20 protein-coding genes and 1 tRNA gene are annotated in these 20,732 nt (G+C 42.9%); 11 read left to right on the forward strand and 10 right to left on the reverse strand.

Going from position 1 to position 20,732, the window contains the following annotated elements; translation table 11 throughout:
• Window positions 1–14 precede the first annotated feature (14 nt).
• Window positions 15–938 (forward strand): putative sulfate exporter family transporter, encoded by a 924-nt coding sequence (locus FJQ87_RS10415; protein ID WP_140934073.1) that lies wholly within the window; start codon window positions 15–17, stop codon window positions 936–938.
• 547 nt (window positions 939–1,485) lie between these two features.
• On the opposite strand, the gene FJQ87_RS10420 is transcribed toward FJQ87_RS10415, so the two are convergent.
• Both FJQ87_RS10420 and punC read right to left on the reverse strand, forming a co-directional pair.
• Window positions 1,486–1,576 (reverse strand) — tRNA-Ser (locus FJQ87_RS10420).
• 106 nt (window positions 1,577–1,682) lie between these two features.
• Window positions 1,683–2,909, reverse strand: a complete 1,227-nt coding sequence (punC, locus tag FJQ87_RS10425; RefSeq protein WP_140932579.1) for a purine nucleoside transporter PunC — start codon at window positions 2,907–2,909, stop codon at window positions 1,683–1,685.
• Window positions 2,910–3,026: 117 nt separating this feature from the next.
• Here punC and punR point away from each other — a divergent pair, with 117 nt between their 5' ends.
• From punR to FJQ87_RS10455, 6 genes are all read left to right on the forward strand, one after another.
• Window positions 3,027–3,929 (forward strand): DNA-binding transcriptional activator PunR, encoded by a 903-nt coding sequence (punR, locus tag FJQ87_RS10430; RefSeq protein ID WP_140932580.1) that lies wholly within the window; start codon window positions 3,027–3,029, stop codon window positions 3,927–3,929.
• A 182-nt stretch (window positions 3,930–4,111) separates the two neighbouring features.
• Window positions 4,112–4,771 carry a Bax inhibitor-1/YccA family protein gene (locus FJQ87_RS10435; protein WP_140932581.1) on the forward strand — a complete coding sequence of 220 codons (660 nt, stop codon included), beginning with the start codon at window positions 4,112–4,114 and terminating at the stop codon, window positions 4,769–4,771.
• Between the two features lie 59 nt (window positions 4,772–4,830).
• The gene (gene tusD, locus FJQ87_RS10440; RefSeq protein ID WP_140932582.1) at window positions 4,831–5,220 is read left to right on the forward strand and encodes a sulfurtransferase complex subunit TusD; all 390 of its coding nucleotides are present in this window, start codon (window positions 4,831–4,833) and stop codon (window positions 5,218–5,220) included.
• A gap of 1 nt (window position 5,221) precedes the next feature.
• Window positions 5,222–5,572: a sulfurtransferase complex subunit TusC gene (tusC, locus tag FJQ87_RS10445; RefSeq protein ID WP_140932583.1), complete on the forward strand. Its 351-nt coding sequence runs from the start codon at window positions 5,222–5,224 to the stop codon at window positions 5,570–5,572.
• Entirely contained in the window at window positions 5,572–5,853 is a 282-nt protein-coding gene (gene tusB, locus FJQ87_RS10450; protein WP_140932584.1) for a sulfurtransferase complex subunit TusB, read from the forward strand. The genes tusC and tusB overlap by 1 nt, the downstream gene beginning before the upstream one ends.
• Complete coding sequence (locus tag FJQ87_RS10455; protein ID WP_140932585.1) at window positions 5,847–6,185, forward strand: TusE/DsrC/DsvC family sulfur relay protein; 339 nt, start codon at window positions 5,847–5,849, stop codon at window positions 6,183–6,185. Before tusB ends, FJQ87_RS10455 begins: the two co-directional genes overlap by 7 nt.
• A gap of 64 nt (window positions 6,186–6,249) precedes the next feature.
• Here the strand turns inward: FJQ87_RS10455 and FJQ87_RS10460 are convergent, their stop codons facing one another.
• Window positions 6,250–7,170: a manganese-dependent inorganic pyrophosphatase gene (locus FJQ87_RS10460; RefSeq protein ID WP_140932586.1), complete on the reverse strand. Its 921-nt coding sequence runs from the start codon at window positions 7,168–7,170 to the stop codon at window positions 6,250–6,252.
• Between the two features lie 476 nt (window positions 7,171–7,646).
• Between FJQ87_RS10460 and FJQ87_RS10465 the strand changes: the two genes are divergently transcribed.
• Window positions 7,647–9,202, forward strand: a protein-coding gene (locus FJQ87_RS10465) for an IS3 family transposase (RefSeq protein WP_140932587.1) whose coding sequence is annotated in 2 segments (ribosomal slippage) — window positions 7,647–8,109 and window positions 8,109–9,202 — 1,557 coding nt in all. Because the reading frame shifts where the segments join, the coding sequence is not laid out codon by codon here.
• A gap of 239 nt (window positions 9,203–9,441) precedes the next feature.
• On the forward strand, window positions 9,442–10,503 hold the full coding sequence (locus FJQ87_RS10470; RefSeq protein WP_140932588.1) for a tyrosine-type recombinase/integrase: 1,062 nt from the start codon (window positions 9,442–9,444) through the stop codon (window positions 10,501–10,503).
• A 166-nt stretch (window positions 10,504–10,669) separates the two neighbouring features.
• Here the strand turns inward: FJQ87_RS10470 and serS are convergent, their stop codons facing one another.
• The 6 genes from serS to lrp form a co-directional block, all read right to left on the reverse strand.
• Complete coding sequence (serS, locus tag FJQ87_RS10475) at window positions 10,670–11,956, reverse strand: serine--tRNA ligase (RefSeq protein ID WP_140932589.1); 1,287 nt, start codon at window positions 11,954–11,956, stop codon at window positions 10,670–10,672.
• 17 nt (window positions 11,957–11,973) lie between these two features.
• Window positions 11,974–12,348 carry a fluoride efflux transporter CrcB gene (gene crcB / locus FJQ87_RS10480; protein ID WP_140932590.1) on the reverse strand — a complete coding sequence of 125 codons (375 nt, stop codon included), beginning with the start codon at window positions 12,346–12,348 and terminating at the stop codon, window positions 11,974–11,976.
• Complete coding sequence (locus FJQ87_RS10485) at window positions 12,341–13,672, reverse strand: replication-associated recombination protein A (protein ID WP_140932591.1); 1,332 nt, start codon at window positions 13,670–13,672, stop codon at window positions 12,341–12,343. The genes crcB and FJQ87_RS10485 overlap by 8 nt, the downstream gene beginning before the upstream one ends.
• Complete coding sequence (gene lolA / locus FJQ87_RS10490) at window positions 13,672–14,304, reverse strand: outer membrane lipoprotein chaperone LolA (RefSeq protein WP_140932592.1); 633 nt, start codon at window positions 14,302–14,304, stop codon at window positions 13,672–13,674. Before lolA ends, FJQ87_RS10485 begins: the two co-directional genes overlap by 1 nt.
• Before the next feature lie 13 nt (window positions 14,305–14,317).
• Complete coding sequence (locus tag FJQ87_RS10495; protein ID WP_140932593.1) at window positions 14,318–16,957, reverse strand: DNA translocase FtsK 4TM domain-containing protein; 2,640 nt, start codon at window positions 16,955–16,957, stop codon at window positions 14,318–14,320.
• Between the two features lie 161 nt (window positions 16,958–17,118).
• Window positions 17,119–17,622, reverse strand: a complete 504-nt coding sequence (gene lrp, locus FJQ87_RS10500) for a leucine-responsive transcriptional regulator Lrp (RefSeq protein WP_140932594.1) — start codon at window positions 17,620–17,622, stop codon at window positions 17,119–17,121.
• A 173-nt stretch (window positions 17,623–17,795) separates the two neighbouring features.
• Between lrp and ald the strand changes: the two genes are divergently transcribed.
• A complete protein-coding gene (gene ald, locus FJQ87_RS10505; RefSeq protein WP_140932595.1) occupies window positions 17,796–18,911 on the forward strand; it encodes an alanine dehydrogenase in 1,116 nt (371 codons plus the stop codon).
• A gap of 150 nt (window positions 18,912–19,061) precedes the next feature.
• A complete protein-coding gene (trxB, locus tag FJQ87_RS10510; RefSeq protein WP_140932596.1) occupies window positions 19,062–20,012 on the forward strand; it encodes a thioredoxin-disulfide reductase in 951 nt (316 codons plus the stop codon).
• A gap of 348 nt (window positions 20,013–20,360) precedes the next feature.
• On the opposite strand, the gene rplT is transcribed toward trxB, so the two are convergent.
• Entirely contained in the window at window positions 20,361–20,720 is a 360-nt protein-coding gene (rplT, locus tag FJQ87_RS10515; protein ID WP_140932597.1) for a 50S ribosomal protein L20, read from the reverse strand.
• Window positions 20,721–20,732 lie beyond the last annotated feature (12 nt).

Consider the following 20,732-nt stretch of genomic DNA (forward strand, 5'->3'; position numbering starts at 1 on the left):
ATAATAGGTTTTTGATGCGCCCTACTTGGCAATTTTGGCTGTTTATAAGCTTGTGCGGACTGTGCTTGCTCCCTTGGATTAATTCTCCCATGGCACTAATGCTTGGATTCGTTGTCGCTAATTTAGGTTGGCTGCCACGAGAGCTTGATATTGCTGCTATTACTAAAAAATTATTGTCATTATCTATTATTGGTTTGGGGTTTGGCATTCACTTAGAGCAAGCCATTCAAATTAGTCAGCAAGGATTGCCTTTGATCTTAGGCTCGATTGTTGCGACCTTGATATTAACCTTAGTATTTACCCGCTGGCTTGGCCTTGATAAAAAAACTGGCTATTTAATTGGCTCTGGTACTGCTATTTGTGGTGGTTCAGCCATCGCTGCCGTCGCTCCAGCCATTAATGCCAAAAGCGAGCAAATAGCCATCGCCCTTGCCTGCGTATTTATTCTTAATGCATTAGCCTTATTTATATTCCCTGTGATTGGTCACGCCTTAGCATTAAGCCAGCAAGATTTTGGTTTATGGGCTGCTATTGCCATTCATGATACGTCATCCGTTGTGGGCGCTGCCTCTGCCTATGGCGAGGAAGCCTTGGTTACTGCAACCACAGTGAAATTAGCGCGGGCATTATGGATAATCCCTTTAGCCTTAGTGAGTTCAATGATTTTTAAAGGTAGTAATCGCAGCTTTTCTATTCCCTATTTTATTTTATGGTATCTCGCAGCCATTGTATGGTGTTACTTCATACCTCAAGGCGCGCCTGTATATGAGTTTATTTTTGAGGCTGCAAAGCGCACCCTCATTTTATGTTTATTTCTGATTGGTGCTGGCATTACGGTTGCCAAAATAAAGCAGGCAGGTGCTAAACCTATGTTACTTGCCTGTATCCTATGGGTCTTTATTGCTTGTGGTTCTTTGTGGGTGATTTTAGCTGAGTGATTTAGTTGAATGATTTGGCTAAGTGATTTAACTAAAAAATGACTCTATAGTGCTGATTATGATGCCGTTGAATTTGGCCACATAAAAATTATCAATAGACTCATAAAACCAACCAAAGCGATTAAAGCACTGATTAAGCCACTAGTGAGCATAGTGCCCGCAATGCTAAGTAAGGTCACAGTAATAATGAGATAATTCATAGGGCTTGCTCCGAGTGCTAAAGCATGAGTATGCAAGCCCTTAACTGCGCCGCCAAATAACCAAATGCGCTATTTTATAACTAGCAAGAGTGATATGAGTAAAAGTTGAAGCACCAAGGTGCCAGCTAACACTCATAGCGATAAAGCATGTGTTGCTGTATGTGTTTTAGAGTTTTTAGTTCTTGACGTTAATCATAGGTGCAGAGCTTATAAGCGCTAAATGAACAAGTATAAATAGCGCAAATTTATATTTGGGACGTGAATGAAGAATGTAATAACTATTAATGGTTTGAAAAACACATACAAAAAAGGCCGCTGATATAATCAGCGGCCTTTTTCATGGAATTTGGCGGAGGAGCAGGGATTTGAACCCTGGATAGGCTATAAACCTATGCCGGTTTTCAAGACCGGTGCATTCAACCACTCTGCCACCCCTCCGTTGATGCGCATATTACTGAGATCACTTAGTGCTGTAAAGTCTTAAATGATAAAAGCAAATCAACTGCCCAAACTCTGCGCGACTTGATTGTTTGTCAATCAAACCTTAGTTGGCGGTGTTATTCTCAGCGCTAACCATAGCCTCAACGTCTGAGATTTTTGAGTCTTTTTGCAATAAAAAGCCCAGTAACACGCCAATGGCACAAATCATTATGCCCCAGCCAATGGCTACTTCGCCAGCAGATGCCCATGTAGCTACTATGGTTGATGCGCCAAACGCCAAGGCTAATTGCAGGAAGTTCTGCACGCCAGCGGCCTTAGTGGCATCTTGAGTGAACTGCTGCAGAGCATTGTTAACCACAATTGGGTAAATACCGCCGCTAGACGCTGCCAGGATAGAGAAAGTAATTAACAGTGGGAAAATGCTGGCAAATTTAAACACGACTGTGCTTAAAAAAATCACCAGAACACATAAGCCAAACTGTGCCAGTAAGATCTTCAGCGTAGTATCGCTACCAAATTTGCTAATCAGCGTCTTACTCGCATAACCACCGACAATGAACATAATGGTTTGCGGAATGAAGCTTAAGCCAATTTCTGCTGCGGCGTAACCGTGTTGTTCCATCACGATTGGCCATACAGTCAGGTAAGAGAAGAACGCACCACTACAGGCACCAAAAATGATAACACTACCCAAAAACTTAGTGTTTTTAAGAATGTCGATAAAACCTGTAGCGCTGTGAGTTTGCTGCGGCGCAGTTTTATCTCGGCCAGGCACTAAGATAAAGGTCATGATTATGAGCATGGCAGCAATAACAGTGAGCACCACAAAAATGGCGCGCCAACCTAAATTGTGCTGCACAAAGGCACCTAAAATCGGTGCCAAAGCTGGTGACAAAGCCACAAGCGGCATGATGTTACTGAAAATACCTTGGGCTTCATCAGCATCATATTGCTCAATGACCAAGGCTTGCCAAATAACAGCGGCACTACAAGCACCTAATGCCTGGCAGAAACGGGCGATATTTACCGCCATCATGCTATCGCTGTTGGCGATGGCAATAGACGCTGCACCAAATAAGGCTAAACCGCCAAACAAGGCATTACGTTTACCAATCTTGGCCACTAATGGTCCATAAGCCAATTGACCACACGCTAAACCCGCTAAGAAAGTGGTTAATGACATTGCCACTTGAGTTGGTGTGGTATTAAAGGTAGTTTCAATAGCATTAAATGCCGGTAAGTACATGTCTGTAGCAATAAAGCCCAGCATACTGAGCATCGAAAGATAGAATAAAAACATGTAAAATTTGATACTGTTAGTTTTTTTCATACGAGATAAACATCATAAAATTAGAGATCATGCATTCTATAGCCTTGCTAAACAGGGTTGAAGCATTTATTTTTGATGCAAGCCATCAAAAATTTTCACAGCACAAGGATGAACTCAATGCTATCTGAACAGGCATTTGAATTAATTGATATTGTTGCCAGACATGGAAGCTTTACCGCGGCAGCCCACCGCCTCCATAAGGTGCCATCGGCGGTGAGTTATGCCGTTAAGCAAATCGAAGATGAAATGGGTGTAAGTTTATTTGTTCGCCATCATCGTAGTGTCAGTTTAACCCCCGCCGGCGAGCATTTTGTTAAGCAAGCAAGACGCATGTTGAGTGATATTAATAACCTTAAACGCGATACCCAAAGTGTTGCCAATGGCTGGCAACCAACCTTAGCGATTGCATTAGATAACATAGTAAGAGCCGATAGAATTAGCACGTTAATAGCTGATTTTTATAGACAATTTTCTGACGTCGAACTCATTATTCGTATAGAAGTATTCAATGGTGTATGGGAAGCATTGGCCACTGATAGAGCCGATATTGCCATTGGTGCCACCACGGCAATACCTGTGGGGGGCACCTTTAAATACAAAGATATGGGCGAAATTGACTGGGCATTTTTGGTGAGCAAGCAGCATCCATTGGCAGGTATTCATCGCCCTTTAACTGACGATGAACTGCGCCCTTACCCATCGGTTTGCCTTGAAGATACCTCGCGTGAAATCCCGAAGCGCGATACTTGGCTCTTGAATAATCAACGGCGTTTAGTCGTTCCAGATTGGATCCGCGCGCTTAATTGTTTTAGTGGCGGATTGGGTATTGGCTATATGCCAAGGCACCTAGCCAGTGTGTTTATTGAAAAAGGCATAGTACTGGAAAAACAGTTAGTTAATCCGCGTGGGATCAGTCAATGTTGTTTGGCATGGAACGCTAATGCGGTATCGCCGGCAAAACAATGGGTACTCGACTATCTGGGCGATGGCGATAAACTCCATAAAGAATGGTTAACCTGATTTTTAGTCATGATGGTTTGAAAGGCAATGACACTGAAATGGAATTTATAGCGCAGATTATTAAACTAAATTTATCTAATATCCACAGTCTTACATTGACCTAGACCGCCACTAGGTTATTATTTTTACATAGGCAATTGGTAAAAAACTCAATTTTTAACCTGTTTTAATCGGAGCACATCATGAATCAACAAACTGTCTACAGTAGCAGTTTATCGACACTCGAAGTCAACAAGCTACTGAAGAATACTTATATGCTGTTGGCCATGACTTTAGCTTTCTCTGCTGTTTGTGCTGGGATAGCAATGGCGTTGGCCATCAGTCCATTAATGTCAATCGGCCTGTCACTTGGTGGTTTAGTATTATTATTTGTCACCTTGAAAAAAGCGGATACTGCTAGTGGCTTGTTATGGGTGTTTGCCTTTACTGGCATGGAAGGCGCATCTCTGGGATATATTCTTAACCACTATGTCGGCATGGCTAACGGTCCTCAGTTGATCATGCAAGCATTAGGCTTAACATCGGCCATCTTTTTTGCCCTGTCAGCTTATGCTGTAACCACTAAAAAAGACTTTTCGTTTATGCGCGGCTTCTTATTTGCCGGCTTAATAGTTGTTGTGGTTGCGATGCTGATTAACATCTTTTTAGGTAACAGCATGGTGTTTATGGCGATGAACGCTGCTATCGCCTTATTGATGACAGGTTTCATTCTTTACGATACTAGCCGAATTGTGAATGGTGGCGAAACCAACTATATCCGTGCCACTGTTTCTTTATACCTAGATTTCTTAAACTTATTTATGGCGATTCTGCACTTACTTGGGATCAGCAACGACGATTAATGCTTAACGACTAATACTAGGATAAAATGGCTCCTTCGCGAGCCATTTTTTATTGGGTTATGAGTAAATTAATAATACAAGTGAACGGCAATGTTTATGGCAGTGTGCCAGGTTTTCATGCCTACCGTTTTACTGAAGCTGCTATTAACGCTGGCCATCAGATTGTCTGCGTATTTTTTTATCAAGATGGCGTGAGCCATGCAAATGGCTTAACTTCTCCGGCGAGTGACGAATTTAATTTGCACCAAGCTTGGGAGTCATTGGCGACTAAGTATCAAGTGCCGCTTGTTAATTGTGTGTCTGCAGCGCTGCGCCGCGGCGTAATCAGCGCAACTGAGGCCCGAGAATTAGCACAAGCACATTTTAATTGTTCACCATCTTTCAGCATGGGTGGTTTAGGTGAGTTAGTCACGGGGATAGAAACCGCTGACCGTTGGGTAAATTTCTAACATGAAAAAAATATGTGTGATCTTCAGACGTGGCCCGCATGAGGGTGGTCGTGAAGGCGTAGACTTAGCATTATTAAGTGCCAGTTTTGATCAACAAGTCAGTGTTGTGTTTTGCGATGAAGGTGTCTTACATCTGTTACCTGATCAACAACCGCAGTTGATTGGCCAACGAGATTATTTGGCCACCTTAAAGGCACTGCCTTTATATGATGTTGAAATCGTATTGGCGTGTAAGTTGTCACTCAGTGATTATGGAATGAGCCGCACTGACTTAGCCATTGCTTGCCAACAAGCAAGTGCCGAAGAGATTAGTCAGTTATTAGCTGACTCTGATGAAGTGGTGGTGTTTTAATGATCTTACATCATATTCAAACATCACCCGCAACAGACAATGCACTTAAGTCTTGCTTGCGTTACCTTAAAAAAGGCGATGCGGTATTATTATCGGCCAGCGCCGTCAATGCCCTACTGCTTCGTCAATATGTGATGGCGTTATCGCCGTTTAAAATTTATGTATTGGAAGACGATGTAATAGCCCGCGGTTTAAGCCATAGACTCGATAAATACGAACACATAAATTATCAAACTATGGTCGATTTAGTACTCCAGCATCAAAAGGTAATTACGTGGTAAATAGCATGGTATTTAATGGTGCAACCATTGAATTGGATAAGCAGGGTTACTTGGTCAATGTTAGCGATTGGAGCGAGTCATTAGCACCAATAATTGCGACAGCAGAAGACATTGAATTGACTGAATCTCACTGGGAAGTTATTCATTTCGTGAGAAGTTTTTATTTAGAATACAACACTAGCCCTGCGATTCGGGTGTTAGTTAAAGCTCTTGGTCAAAGCCTTGGCGAAGACAAAGGTAATTCTAAATATCTATATACCCTGTTTCCATTGGGGCCAGCAAAACAAGCGACTAAAATAGCTGGCTTACCAAAACCGGCAAAATGCATCTAACAAAAAGCCCTACTTAGTAGGGCTTTTTTATATGGTAAATCAACTGTATGAATTACAGAATAATTTAAGCAAAAGCTGATTGCAATTGTGGAACAACTTGCTTCTTACGGCTCAGTACACCATCTAACCACACGCGGCCATTTTCGCTGGCTTTGCCATAAGCTTTATGAGACAAGTGCTCATCATCAGAAATGATTAACATTTCTGAGCCTTCTTTCATAATGTCAGTCAGTAATAAAATGACACTATGACGTTGGCCTTCTTGCTTTAATAAGGCAATATCCGCTTCCAAATCAGCTTTGATTGTATCAAAGACAGATAAGTCGATAACTTCTAATTGGCCAATACCAACTAAATTACCGTTCATATTAAAGTCTTTAAAATCACGCATGACAAGTTCGCGAGCTGGCGTGCCTTCGACCGCTGATTTCACCAAGAACATTTCCATGCCCAGGGCTTTAAAATCTTCAACGCCTGCAATTTCAGCTAATGCTTCAACGCAGCGAATATCAGCTGTGGTGCAGGTTGGTGATTTGAAAATAACAGTATCACTTAAGATGGCACATAACATAATGCCGGCGATATCCTTAGGAATGGCCACACCATAAAAGTCATACATCATTTTGATGACCGTGTTACTACAACCTACTGGACGGATCCAACACTCTAATGGTGTAGAAGTCGTTAAATCACCTAATTTATGGTGGTCAACAATACCAACAATAGTCGCTTCAGCAATATCATCTGGCGCTTGAGTGAGTTCAGAATGATCAACAATATACACCTGCTCACCAGCATAATGCTGTTTATATTCAGGCGCTTCAACACCAAAACGTTCTAAGATGAATGCTGTTTCAGGAGAAATATCACCTAAACGAGTGGCAACTGCAGCTTCACCAATTTGGTTTTTTAAATAAGCTAAAGCGATAGCGCCACAAATTGAATCAGAATCAGGGATCTTATGTCCCACTACAAAAATGGTCATGGTTTCTTTCTCACAGTAAAATTTTCAGCATTTTACCAAACATTATCCCAAAATACATCCAGCTAGAGATTGAAGTGCTTGATTCATTACTAATACTTTAGGATAAGGGATTGATATTAAAACTCACAACAACCAATTATTATGGGTAACCATTTAATGTGATTGTCATTTGATGGCACACTCTGTGATAGATAAATCAAATTGAGCGCTATGGTTTATCAACTAATATCAATGACTGATGCTGGTAAATGTCATCTATTATTAGCAATGAATTATGAATAACCAATCTATTGGCATTTAGTGAGTTGGTTTTATTCACGATTTTTTGCGGTAAACATAGGATTGTTTTTGGTACTAAAGAATGAAACTAGCCGTTATTACACAAGTTAGTCGCAAGCCCTCCCCCTGTGTCAGGATTGTTGTCACCCTTAAATAATCATTATTTTTAAAGACAGGGTGCGGCAAAAGAGAACGATATGGCTCGGTATTCACCAGAACGTAAAGAGGCGATCCTTAAAAAATTATTACCGCCTCACAATTTAACGGTCGCAGAGGTTGCTCGGGAAGAAGGCATTGCGGTGCAAACCTTGTATCATTGGCGAGATATTGTCAGAAAAGAAGGTCGCCCCGTGCCAGGTAAAACATTAACAACTGATGACTGGTCAGCTGAAGCTAAGTTTGCGGTACTCATTGAAACAGCCCCGCTATCGGAAGCCGAGTTAAGTCAGTATTGCCGTGAAAAAGGCTTGTTCCGCGAACAAGTACAGCAGTGGAAACAGGATTGTTTAGCTGGTTTTCAAACCTCAGAAGTACAAACCAAAACCATTAAACAGCAGGCCAAGGCTGACAGAGCCGAAATCAAATCATTGCAACGAGAATTGCGCTACAAGGAGAAAGCGCTGGCTGAAGCTGCTGCGTTACTGGTGCTCAGAAAAAAGCTCAATGCGCTCTGGGGGGACGACAGCGAGGAGAGCTAACTCCCTTGCCTGAGCGCATAGAATTGATTGCCTTAATTCAAGAGGCGTATATCAATGGTGCTCGCCTTTACAAGGCTTGTGCTGAAACTGGACTCAGTAAACGCACTTATCGACGTTGGTATCGAGCAGGCCAAGTGCAAGCCGATTTAAGACCAATAGCGGCTCGACCAGAACCGGCAAATAAACTCGAAGCACATGAGCGACAACAGATATTAAGTGTGTGTAATCAAGAGGAGTATGCCAGCTTACCACCGTCGCAAATTGTGCCGACATTATTAGATAGCGGGATTTATATCGCCTCAGAATCAAGCTTTTACAGAGTGTTACATGCCAATAATCAACTTAATCATCGTGGTCGCACCCAGATTGCTGTTAATCGAAGTAAACCGTTAAGTTATCGGGCTGATGGGCCCAATCAAGTGTGGTCGTGGGACATCACTTATTTGGCTTCAACCGTCAAAGGCCAGTTTTATTATCTGTACATGTTTGAAGATATTTACAGTAGAAAAATAGTGGGTTACGAAGTTCACGAACAAGAATGCGGTGAGTACGCAGCCGCGCTAATCCAACGCTGCATGTTACGCGAGCAATGTTTTAATACGCCATTAGTGCTGCACTCTGATAATGGGGCGCCGATGAAGTCACTGACCATGAAAGCCAAGCTAGAAGAACTCGGTATTACGGCATCATTAAGTCGGCCGCGGGTGAGTAACGACAACCCCTTTTCAGAGTCGTTATTTAAAACCTTAAAATACCGACCACAGTGGCCAAAATCGGGTTTTAGCAGTTTAGCTGGCGCAAGAGAATGGGTTGAGAAGTTTGTGAAGTGGTACAACGATGAGCATAAACACAGCCAGCTCAATTTTGTCTCACCAGGACAACGTCATGCTCAGCTAGATAACGCGATTTTAGCCAAGCGTAAGGAAGTGCTTGAAGCGGCAAAGGCAAGAAGACCGACGCGCTGGTCTAAAGACGTGAGAAATTGTGAGGCGGTTGGAGCCGTGACCCTAAACCCAGATAAAGCACCAATAGAAGGCGTAATAAATGCAGCTTAATATTTAAGCAAAGAGTGACAACTATCTTGAAAAACACCGCCCTCACTATCTGCATGACAACTTAGGTTTTATTTAATGGCTGATTAGTGAAAACCCAAGCACAAACTTATCCATTGAATTTAGTACATATATTAGCGCTAATGACTGCTAATGACAATTAACAGTCATTAGCGATTAGGTTATAATAGCCCCATAAATTAAGCCTTTGCGCACCCCTTTAGTTATTAAGAATCCTCTGAATGTCTAGCAATTCACAAGATAAATGGTTAACCACAATTCAAAATAAAGGCAGTAGCCAAGATATTGCTGTTGATAATCAACATTACTTTAGCCAAAAAAACTTACCTGCTGAGCTGATTGCGAGGATCCAACAAGCTGAACAAGAAACCTTGTCGGCAAAGAATGAAAACACTATGCGTAACTATCGTCTATATTGGCGACAGTTTACCGAATGGTGTCAGCAGTTTGGGGTTAGCTTCATTCCTGCTGATCCACAAATTGTACTTGCCTATCTGCAAGCGCAAAGTGAAAAGATTACTGATCGCGGCTTTCACTTAAGTCCATCGACACTACACAATATGTTGGCGGCAATTAATTATGCTCATGATATTAATCAACTGCCCTCGCCGACCAAGTTAAAACAAATTCAAGAATATCTTGATACTATCAATCGCAATCGCCGCCGAACTACTATGGATAATCAAAAGCGCGCCATTGTCGATTATTACTTAGAACAATTGATAGCGACTACTGCTGAAGAAATTGCACCGCGGCGTCGGGCGCGCGATCTTGCCATCATTTTAATGGGCCGCCAAGGTGCCTTTCGCCGCTCAGAGTTAGCTGACTTGACCCTAAATGATCTTGAGTTTTTACCCGACCGAATTATTGTGACGTTGCGATTTAGCAAGGCAAGTCAGGATGGACGGCATAAACACAGCAAAGAATTATTAAAAGATGAAAAATATAGCTGCTATCAAGCCCTACTCGATTGGATAGAAATCGCCGGATTACCGAAGCGCGGCAATATACAATTATTTCAGTCGATTACCCGCTGGGATAAATTAGCGCGGCCAAGAGCCAAGCAAAATAAACCGGTTAATTTTAGCGGCCAAGAGGTTTATCGTATTATCAAAAAACGCTGCCAAATAGCACAATTAGATGCCGAATTATTTGGTGCGCATAGTTTACGCAGTGGCTTGCTGACTCAGTGGGCGCGTGATGGAAAATCTATCTTTGCTATGAAACAGCGTAGCGGTCATAGGTCAGTAACATCGGTTGACCGTTACGTACAAACCGCATAAAAAAAGCCCGCGATAGCGGGCTTTCTACATCAAACATTGTTAATAATCAGAACTACGGCTTCCCCTAAAGTGGCAATCACAATACTTAAAAATACTGAGATTGCTGCCATATAGGAAATCCATCTTAACGTGGATAATCCCTGTGCCATAATTCCTTAAAAACTGTTTAGCCTAATTTTTCTAAACCGCCCATGTATGGACGCAACGCTTCTGGAACAGTAACTGTGCCATCTTCATTTTGATAGTTTTCAAGCACAGCAACTAAGGTGCGACCAACGGCCAAACCTGATCCGTTCAAGCTATGTAATAAGGCTGGCTTATTATCTTCTTTTGATCTGAAACGCGCTTGCATACGACGAGTCTGGAAATCTTTCATGTTGCTGCAAGAAGAAATTTCACGGTAAGTATCTTGCGCTGGTAACCATACTTCGATGTCATAAGTTTTGCTAGAACCAAAACCCATGTCGCCAGTACACAGCACCATAACTCGATATGGTAAGCCAAGCTTTTGTAACACTTTTTCAGCGTGACCCGTTAACTCTTCCAGTGCCTGGGCAGAATCTTCTGGCTTCACTAATTGCACCATTTCAACTTTGTCGAATTGATGCTGACGGATTAAGCCGCGAGTATCTTTACCGTAAGAACCTGCTTCACTACGGAAACATGGAGTGTGAGCGGTCATCTTAATTGGCAGTTCAGCTTCATCAACAATAGTGTCGCGCACTAAGTTGGTTAACGGTACTTCAGCCGTTGGGATTAAACTTAAGCCTTGGCCTTCTTCGGTCGCAGGCTTAGTGTGGAATAAGTCTTCGCCAAACTTTGGCAACTGACCAGTTCCCATTAAACTGTCGGCATTCACCAAGTAAGGAACATAAGCTTCAGTGTAACCATGTTCAGTGGTGTGTAAGTCCAGCATAAACTGGGCTAATGCACGGTGCATTCTTGCCACTTGACCTTTCATCACGATAAAACGTGAACCGGTAATTTTCACGGCATTTTTGAAATCTAAGCCGGCAAGTCCTTCACCTAAATCCACATGATCTTTTGGTGTAAAACCTAATTGAGTTGGCTCGCCCCAACGACGAACTTCAACGTTGTCATTTTCATCTTTACCTTGTGGTACAGATTCATCTGGCAAGTTTGGCATGCTCAAGGCAATGCCGTTCAGCTCTTCAAGTAAGCTAGCTAATTCAATTTTACTCGCATCTAACTGCGCACCTAAATCACCGACTTGAGCCATGATAGGCGCAACATCTTCGCCACGCGCTTTAGCTTGGCCAATAGATTTAGAAATAGCATTGCGTTTCGCTTGAAGTTCTTCAGTGTCAACCTGTAAAGATTTACGCTTTTCTTCAAGAGCATTTAAGTGAGCGACGTCAAGGATAAAACCGCGATTAGCTAAGCGTTCAGCGGTAGTTTCTAATTCATTTCGAAGAAATTTAGGATCTAACATAATTTATATTCTTAATATTATACGCGGGAGAAGATCAACTGTTGCCCTATGTAAACTGCACCTAAGCACAGCCCGAGGTTCAACAATATGTTTAAGCCAGCTTTAAACCATTGAGCCTGATTTATCAGCAGCATAGTCTCATTCGAAAAAGTGGAGAATGTGGTTAATGCTCCAAGGAAGCCCACACCGACCAAAGCTTTTAGTTCAGGACTCAAATGAGATACCTGACCGTAAGCGTAGACACAACCCATGATAAATGAACCCAATATATTGACTAACAGTGTACCAAAAGGAAAACCGCTACCAAATAGCTGGATCATCATAATTGAAATAAAATAGCGAAAAACTGCACCAAAAGCGCCGCCACAGGCAATTAATAAGACATTAGTCATAACGTTGTTGTTTACTATCCTTATCCCATTGTTTTAATGTGCGCAATTTCTCAGCAATGCGCTTTTCAAAACCGCGCTCAGTGGGAGCATAACACTGCGCATTTTTTAATACTTCAGGGAAGTAATTCTCACCACTGGCGTAGGCATTGTCTTCATCATGGGCATAACGATATTGCGCGCCAAAGCCTAAGTCTTTCATCAAATGCGTGGGTGCATTGCGTAAATGCAGCGGCACAGGTTCTTGACCCGTTTGTTTGGCTAATTCGCGCGCAGCACTAAAAGCAACATAAACGGCATTACTTTTAGGTGCCGATGCTAAATATAAAATGGCTTGGGCTATGGCGCGTTCACCTTCTGCAGGTCCTACCCGATTGAAACAATCCCATGCATTGAGTGCTACTGTCATCGCCTGCGGATCGGCATTACCAATATCTTCGGAGGCAATGGCAAGTAAGCGCCTTGCCACATATAAAGGATCGCCGCCACCTTCTAAAATTCGGCAAAACCAATATAACGCCGCATCGGGAGCACTACCGCGAATAGATTTATGCACCGCAGAAATTAAATCATAAAAGGCATCACCGCCTTTATCATATTGCGCGATTGGCTCGCCGGCCACTTGAGCCAGTGTTTCTATGGTTAGTTCACTGCCATCACTAGCAAGATCTGCCATTAGCTCTACTAAATTAAGCGCTTTACGACCATCACCGCCGGCAACTATGGCCAGTTGCTGGGCGACATGATCTGATAAAATTAACTGACGCTTGCCTAAACCTCGTTGTTCATCGGTTAGGGCTTGACGCACTAATTGCTCAATATCTGCATTCGACAATTTATGAATAAAATAAATTCGAGCACGCGACAATAGCGCATTATTGATTTCAAACGAGGGGTTTTCTGTGGTGGCTCCCACAAAAATGACTGTACCATCTTCAATATAAGGCAAGAAAGCATCTTGCTGGCTCTTATTGAATCTATGCACTTCATCGACGAATAATAACGTACGTTGGCCGCGCGATTGCGCCACCATTTTGGCTTGCTCAATGGCCGCGCGAATTTCTTTGACCCCTGAAGATACTGCAGAAATGCGCTCCACGTGGGCATTGGTATAATGTGCGACCAGTTCAGCTAAGGTGGTTTTTCCTGTGCCTGGTGGGCCCCAAAATAACATGGAGTGAGCGCGACCCGCTTCAAGCGCCAGTCGTAACGGTTTATCTGGCCCTAAAATATGGGTTTGGCCCACATATTCTGCCAGAGTGCTTGGGCGCATTCTGGCAGCTAACGGCCTAAAATCCGGCGCAAAATCAAAACTGAAACTAGACACTATTGACCGCCAACAACCGCTTTGCGCTGATCATCTATATCAACGCCATCCGGAATAGCAAAGCTAAACTGCTGACTGTTATTGGCAGCTAATACTTGTTGATTGGACAACTCAAACTGGCTGTTGTTGCCTTGATTATCGAGAATAGACAAGTTAACTAATTTATTGCCCTTAATGCACAAGTTAACGTTTTGCACTTGTGCATCGAGTTGAATTGGGGTGATTTTATAACAATCACCACTCGCCGCCACTTGATATTGACTCCATACTTTCTCGTCACGAGAAACCAAAAGCGCTAATGGCGATGCCGTAAGGATTTCCTTGGCATCCAAAATAGTCACTTCTTCAGCAAAGGGGTTATAAATCCACACGCCATCATTATTCGCCACAATCAAAGATTCATCGGGCGCAGTCAAATGCCAATTGAGTAAATTCGGCGTTTGCATCGCAAGGGTGCCGCTTCCTTGTTGAATGACTTTATCATTCACATCGGTAACTTTTTGGCTAAAGTCAGCTTGCAGTGACTGCATGTTCGCTAATTTTTTTTGTAAATCCGTACTATCAGTGGCAACGCTTGCCGTTGATACTGCGGCTAATGTCATGCTGAGGCACAACGTTTTAATTGCATTCATACAAACAACCTCATTAATGTCTTGGTGGCGGTGGCGCCAATACTTCACGGTTGCCATTATGGCCTTGGCTACTCACAACCCCTTGAGCTTCCATTTGCTCAATAATACGCGCAGCGCGGTTATAACCAATCTTAAATTTGCGCTGAACACTCGAAATAGATCCGCGGCGAGTTTCGGTCACAAAAGCAACGGCTTCATCATATAAAGGATCTATATCTTCTTCGGCTTGCGAGGTTTCACCTGGCAATAGTACTTGCTCGCCATCGCTTGAGCCTTGCAGAATTTCATCTATATATTGCGGCGTTCCGCGAGCTTTCCAATCGGCAACTACTTTATGAACTTCGTGATCGTCAATAAAAGCGCCATGGACACGAGTGGGTACGCTGGTACCCGGCGGCAGGTATAACATATCCCCCATTCCCAGCAGATTTTCAGCGCCTTGTTGATCTAAAATTGTGCGCGAGTCAATTCTTGATGACACCTGAAAAGCAATACGCGTAGGAATGTTAGCTTTAATCAAACCTGTGATCACATCAACCGAAGGTCTTTGAGTTGCTAAAATCAAATGTATGCCGGCGGCGCGTGCTTTTTGAGCAATTCGGGTAATAAGTTCTTCAACCTTTTTACCGACTATCATCATCATGTCGGCAAATTCATCGACGACCACGACAAGTGCAGGCAATTTTTCTAACGCCGGCGCTTCATCGAGCATAGATTCGGATGACTTCCATAGTGGATCTGGAATTTCTTGGCCGTGCTCTTTAGCATGAGCAATTTTAGCGTTGTAACCCTTGAGGTTTCTTACGCCCATGGCCGACATTAATTTATAACGACGCTCCATTTCACCTACGCACCAACGCAGTGCATTGGCCGCATCTTTCATATCAGTCACGACTTCACACAATAAATGCGGAATACCTTCATACACTGAAAGTTCCAACATTTTAGGGTCAATCATGATAAAGCGAACATCTTCTGGCGTTGATTTATACAAAAGACTGGTGATCATGACGTTAACACCAACCGATTTACCTGAACCCGTGGTACCTGCGACTAATAAATGCGGCATCTTGCCTAAGTCGGCAATGACAGGTTCACCAGAAATATCCTGTCCTAAAACCATAGATAGTGGCGACTGACTTTGTCTAAACGTGTCACTATCTAACACATCCCGCATAAACACGGTTTCGCGGAATTTGTTAGGCAATTCCAAACCCACATAAGCTTTACCTGGAATAACTTCAACAACACGAACCCGCTCTGCTAATAATGAACGTGCTAAATCGTTAGCTAAGTTGGTGATTTTAGATGCTTTAATACCAGGCGCTAATTCAAGTTCAAATCGCGTGACCACAGGTCCCGGAAATACCCCAACTACTTGCGCTGAAATATTAAAATCAGCGAGTTTCAATTCAACTAACCGGGCAATTTGTTCGAGCTCTTCTTCAGAAATCGGATTTTTGGAGCGATTAGGAACATCTAATAATGAAATACAAGGCAATGGCGTCGAAGGCCGAGGTGGCACCACTGACTGGCCATCGATAACCACTATGCCATCAACAATTTTGGCCTGTTTAGCGGGTTTTATTGGGCTTTGATAGACATCATCAAGTGCATCAACAATATCTTCTGCATTGGCACTCAAGTTATCGTCTGCATAATCATTCTCACTGTTTGGCTTAGGTGCATCAGGCTCGTCATCCCAAGGCGTATCACTGTCTAATGCGCTAAATCCAACGTCGAAAGTGTCATCTTTATTGTTAGCTTGGCTATAAGAGTGTGTGTCGGCATCAAAGTTAGGTTCTGCATCATGTTGAGTAGGATCATCAAAGCGTAAATGGTCATCATCAACGAGTGGCTCACTGTCTACATCTTGATGTTTGCGCTCGTAAGTCACCTGATTTTTGACCATTTGATCATAATCAAAGTCTGGCTTATCGTTGCTATCATCACGTTGCGAAGACACTTGCGACTTGAACTTTGCCACTAGCGACATAAAACCTTTGGTATCTTCGGAATCGCGATTAGACGCTAACTTTTCTGAAGCTAAGTAGCTTGGTAGCTGGCGCAGCTGTTCAAAGCACCAGATACTCCCCTGCCCGACCCACTCAACAATTGTCATTAAGCTAATGCCTGTCAGTAACGTAAAACCTGCGCCGACGAAAGACAATAAAAGTAAGGTGGTACCCAGTGGATTGAAGTATGGCAACATGGCACCGACGATGACATCACCACAAACGCCGCCTGCAGAAAATGCATAGATATCACTAGCGTTCATGCTTGCTAACGCCGCAATACCCATGATCACTAATAGAAAACCTACTAAACGTAAACCCACAGAAAAGTAGTCAATTTCTAATAAACGATAAGCACGCTTAAATAGCAGCCAGCCGGTTAAAGCCACCATAATAGGGACTAAGTAGGCGGTATAGCCAAAAAAATAAAACAGCACATCGGCAATCCAAGCACCAACTGCGCCGGTGAGATTATTAATCTCACCTTGAAAATGAGTCTGACTCCAACCAGGGTCCGCAGGATCAAAACTGGTTAAAGATAACAGGATAAATGCAGCGAAGATGCAACAACAAAGTAAGGCGCCTTCAAGTAAACGCTGCAAGCCGGATAAAGTGTATGATTGTGTTCCCTGAGACAAAGGATTTTTCCATAAACTCGCTAAATATAGATAGTGTAAAGATACCAGAATGAAACTCAAGATACAGCGAAAACACGCGTTTGGAGGCATTAAAGCGCATTTAACCAGCGGAAAATAAAAAAAGGCCCCTAAGGGCCTAATTTGTCTATGCTTGCAAGTGGTTACACTTCCAATAATGAGTTTATAGCAACGCGATTTGTTTGTTTAACTTCTTCCATAACGACATAGGTACGAGTATCAGATACCGCAGGAAGTTTAAGTAATGTCTCGCCTAACAAGCGGCGATAAGCAGACATATCAGAGACTCGAGTCTTCAATAAATAGTCAAAGTCACCAGAAACCAAGTGGCATTCTTGAATATCATCCAGCAATTGCACTGCACGATTAAATTTATCAAACACTTCAGGCGTATCTCTAGTTAAAGTAATTTCTACAAACACTAGTAAAGATGCGCCTAAGTAATGAGGATTAACCAATGCGGTGTAGCCATTGATATACCCTTGCTTTTCGAGCCTTTTTACTCGTTCCAAACACGGTGTTGGACTTAAACCAACGCGTTTGGACAGTTCAACATTAGAAATCCGACCGTCAATTTGTAACTCATTAAGGATGTTGCGATCAATACGATCAAGTTCCTTTACAGGGTTGTTCTTATTATTTGGCATATTCTTAACCTTGTTTTATCACTAAAACAACATTTTATTTCGTGGATAAATAAAGTTCAGCAGCATAATCTGCACAATGAGTAATATACTAGAACTGCCTGAAATAATCACGTCAGGGCAACACAAAATAACAAATTTATATAAAAAACAGGTGTTTTACATAGAGGCTTACAATGATAATTGGCGTACCTAAAGAAATTAAGAATCATGAATACCGTGTCGGTATGGTTCCAGCAAGCGTGCGTGAGTTGATTAACCGTGGGCATAAAGTCATCGTTGAATCTATGGCAGGTTCAGGAATTGGCTTTACTGATAAAGACTATCTTGATGTTGGTGCACAAATAAGCACTAAAGCTACGGATATCTTTGCTCAAGCTGACATGATAGTGAAAGTGAAAGAACCACAAGCAGCTGAGCGCGCTATGCTGCGCCATGATCAAATCCTTTTTACTTACCTGCATTTGGCACCCGATTTACAGCAAACTAAAGAGTTACAACACTCTGGCGCCGTATGTATTGCCTATGAAACAGTGACTGATAATAAAGGTGGCTTGCCTTTATTAGCGCCAATGTCTGAAGTAGCCGGTCGTATGTCAATTCAAGCGGGCGCCATGGCATTAGAAAAGTCCCGCGGCGGCAGCGGCATGTTACTTGGCGGTGTGCCTGGGGTTGAACCTGGCAAAGTCGTCATTATCGGTGGCGGCATGGTCGGGGCTAATGCGGCGCAGATGGCCATTGGTCTTGGCGCAGATGTTGTTATTTTAGATAGAAGCCTTGATGCATTACGACGCTTGAACTCACAATTTGGTAGTCGAATCAAAGCTGTATATTCAACGGCTGATGCTATTGAACGCCATGTGTTAGACGCTGATCTTGTGATTGGTGGCGTACTTATTCCTGGCGCCGCCGCGCCAAAGCTCATTAGTCGCGACCTAGTTTCACGCATGAAACCTGGTAGCGCTATTGTTGATGTGGCGATAGACCAAGGCGGCTGCGCTGAAACATCGCACGCAACGACTCACCAAGATCCCACTTATATCGTTGATAATGTAGTGCATTACTGCGTGGCTAACATGCCAGGCGCTGTTGCGCGCACATCAACCTTCGCACTTAACAATGTGACTTTACCTTTTATTACTAAACTTGCTGAACTCGGGTATCGTAAAGCCTTATTAGCCGATGAACATTTATTGAAGGGCTTGAATGTGATGCATGGTCAAATTACTTGTGATGAAGTAGCGCATGCCCATAATTTACCTTTTGTTGAGCCAAAGACCCTACTCAACTAATTGAAACGCTTAAATCTAAGCCGGCTTGCCGGCTTTTTTTATGCACTTGCTGTAACTATTAGCTCAATCGGTATTTATCAAGTTCCGTTGCTTTACCCTGCCACTAAAATTCCCTACAATCTCAGCCATTCATTAGGCCCGGAGAATACAATGAGCCAAGCCAGACACGTCAATTTATTAATATTAGGATCAGGTCCTGCAGGTTATACCGCTGCAGTTTACGCTGCTCGCGCCAATCTTAAACCTGTCATGATCACAGGTATGCAGCAAGGTGGTCAATTAACCACTACGACTGAAGTTGAGAATTGGCCTGGTGATGCGGATGACTTAACCGGTCCAGCATTAATGGAGCGCATGCAAAAGCATGCTGAGAAATTTGATACTGAAATTATTTTTGACCATATCAATGAAGTTCAACTGACTGAACGCCCGTTCAGATTAAAAGGCGACAGCGGCGAATATACCTGTGACGCACTGATCATTGCAACCGGTGCTTCGGCTCGTTATTTAGGTCTAGATTCTGAAGAAGCATTCAAAGGGCGCGGCGTATCAGCGTGCGCGACTTGTGATGGTTTCTTCTATCGCAATCAGAAAGTGGCGGTTGTCGGTGGTGGTAATACTGCCGTTGAAGAAGCACTGTATTTAAGCAATATCGCCAGCGAAGTACATTTAGTGCATCGCCGTGATAGCTTCCGCTCGGAAAAAATTCTGATTAACCGTTTGATGGAAAAAGTAGCTAATGGCAACATTATTCTGCATTTAGATCAGACATTAGAAGAAGTGGTTGGCGACAACATGGGCGTTACTGGTGCCAAACTTAAAAGCACCAAAGATGGCAGCATTAATGAGCTAACTGTTGCTGGCGTATTTATCGCCATCGGCCACAGCCCAAATACCAGTATCTTCAATGGCCAACTTGAGATGAACAATGGTTATCTTAAAGTTCAAAGCGGCTTAGAAGGTAATGCCACGCAAACCAGCATTCCTGGTGTATTTGCCGCTGGTGATGTAATGGATCATATCTATCGTCAAGCCATCACTTCTGCCGGCACTGGTTGTATGGCAGCTTTAGATGCTGAACGCTATCTTGATGCCAAATAACAACGGCAACTAAGTCATCTATTAACGAGTGCTTGCACTCGTTTTTTTTTCATCTCAAATTCCTAGATACATTCCCCGAAAATCCCCCATCAAATACGGCCCAGCTATATCAGTACTTGTTTAAGGTTTTACTTTTCGCGCAGTTTATTACCGACTGATTTGAATGACATGTAGTAACTAGTTACTCAACTTTCGTTTCGAAGAATTATAGATGCTGACGTTTGAATTAATGCTGACTTAGCGCTGAGGCTAGCGATGATATTTGAGGGACTGTGATTAGAGTGGCGGTTTAAAATCTAAAACGAAAAAAGGGACCTAAGGTCCCTTTTTAAGGAGAATCAAGACTAATTACTTAGTCAGAGCTTCTTTTGCTTTTTCAACTAAAGTTGCAAATACAACTTTATCGAATACAGCGATGTCTGCCAAAATCTTACGATCGATTTCGATAGACGCCTTCTTCAGACCGTTGATGAAACGGCTGTAAGACAGACCATTTTGACGAGAAGCCGCATTGATACGTGCAATCCACAGTTGACGGAATTGACGTTTTTTCTGGCGACGGTCACGGTAAGCATATTGGCCAGCTTTAGTTACAGCTTGAACTGCAACACGGAAAGTACGGCTACGAGCGCCATAATAACCTTTAGCTTGCTTTAAAACTTTCTTGTGACGAGCACGAGCGGTTACACCACGCTTAACTCTTGGCATTTATTCTATCTC

Origin of the sequence: Shewanella sp. SNU WT4, from assembly GCF_006494715.1 — a bacterium.
Lineage (GTDB): Bacteria > Pseudomonadota > Gammaproteobacteria > Enterobacterales > Shewanellaceae > Shewanella.

Coding starts and splice junctions, on each gene's coding strand:
- FJQ87_RS10415 (WP_140934073.1), top strand. CDS start 15: ATGCGCCCTACTTGGCAATTTTGGCTGTTTATAAGCTTGTGCGGACTG.
- FJQ87_RS10470 (WP_140932588.1), top strand. CDS start 9,442: ATGTCTAGCAATTCACAAGATAAATGGTTAACCACAATTCAAAATAAA.
- trxB (WP_140932596.1), top strand. CDS start 19,062: ATGAGCCAAGCCAGACACGTCAATTTATTAATATTAGGATCAGGTCCT.
- lolA (WP_140932592.1), bottom strand. CDS start 14,304: ATGAATGCAATTAAAACGTTGTGCCTCAGCATGACATTAGCCGCAGTA.
- tusB (WP_140932584.1), top strand. CDS start 5,572: ATGATCTTACATCATATTCAAACATCACCCGCAACAGACAATGCACTT.
- rplT (WP_140932597.1), bottom strand. CDS start 20,720: ATGCCAAGAGTTAAGCGTGGTGTAACCGCTCGTGCTCGTCACAAGAAA.
- FJQ87_RS10460 (WP_140932586.1), bottom strand. CDS start 7,170: ATGACCATTTTTGTAGTGGGACATAAGATCCCTGATTCTGATTCAATT.
- punR (WP_140932580.1), top strand. CDS start 3,027: ATGCTATCTGAACAGGCATTTGAATTAATTGATATTGTTGCCAGACAT.
- ald (WP_140932595.1), top strand. CDS start 17,796: ATGATAATTGGCGTACCTAAAGAAATTAAGAATCATGAATACCGTGTC.
- tusC (WP_140932583.1), top strand. CDS start 5,222: ATGAAAAAAATATGTGTGATCTTCAGACGTGGCCCGCATGAGGGTGGT.
- lrp (WP_140932594.1), bottom strand. CDS start 17,622: ATGCCAAATAATAAGAACAACCCTGTAAAGGAACTTGATCGTATTGAT.
- punC (WP_140932579.1), bottom strand. CDS start 2,909: ATGAAAAAAACTAACAGTATCAAATTTTACATGTTTTTATTCTATCTT.
- FJQ87_RS10435 (WP_140932581.1), top strand. CDS start 4,112: ATGAATCAACAAACTGTCTACAGTAGCAGTTTATCGACACTCGAAGTC.
- crcB (WP_140932590.1), bottom strand. CDS start 12,348: ATGACTAATGTCTTATTAATTGCCTGTGGCGGCGCTTTTGGTGCAGTT.
- serS (WP_140932589.1), bottom strand. CDS start 11,956: ATGTTAGATCCTAAATTTCTTCGAAATGAATTAGAAACTACCGCTGAA.
- tusD (WP_140932582.1), top strand. CDS start 4,831: ATGAGTAAATTAATAATACAAGTGAACGGCAATGTTTATGGCAGTGTG.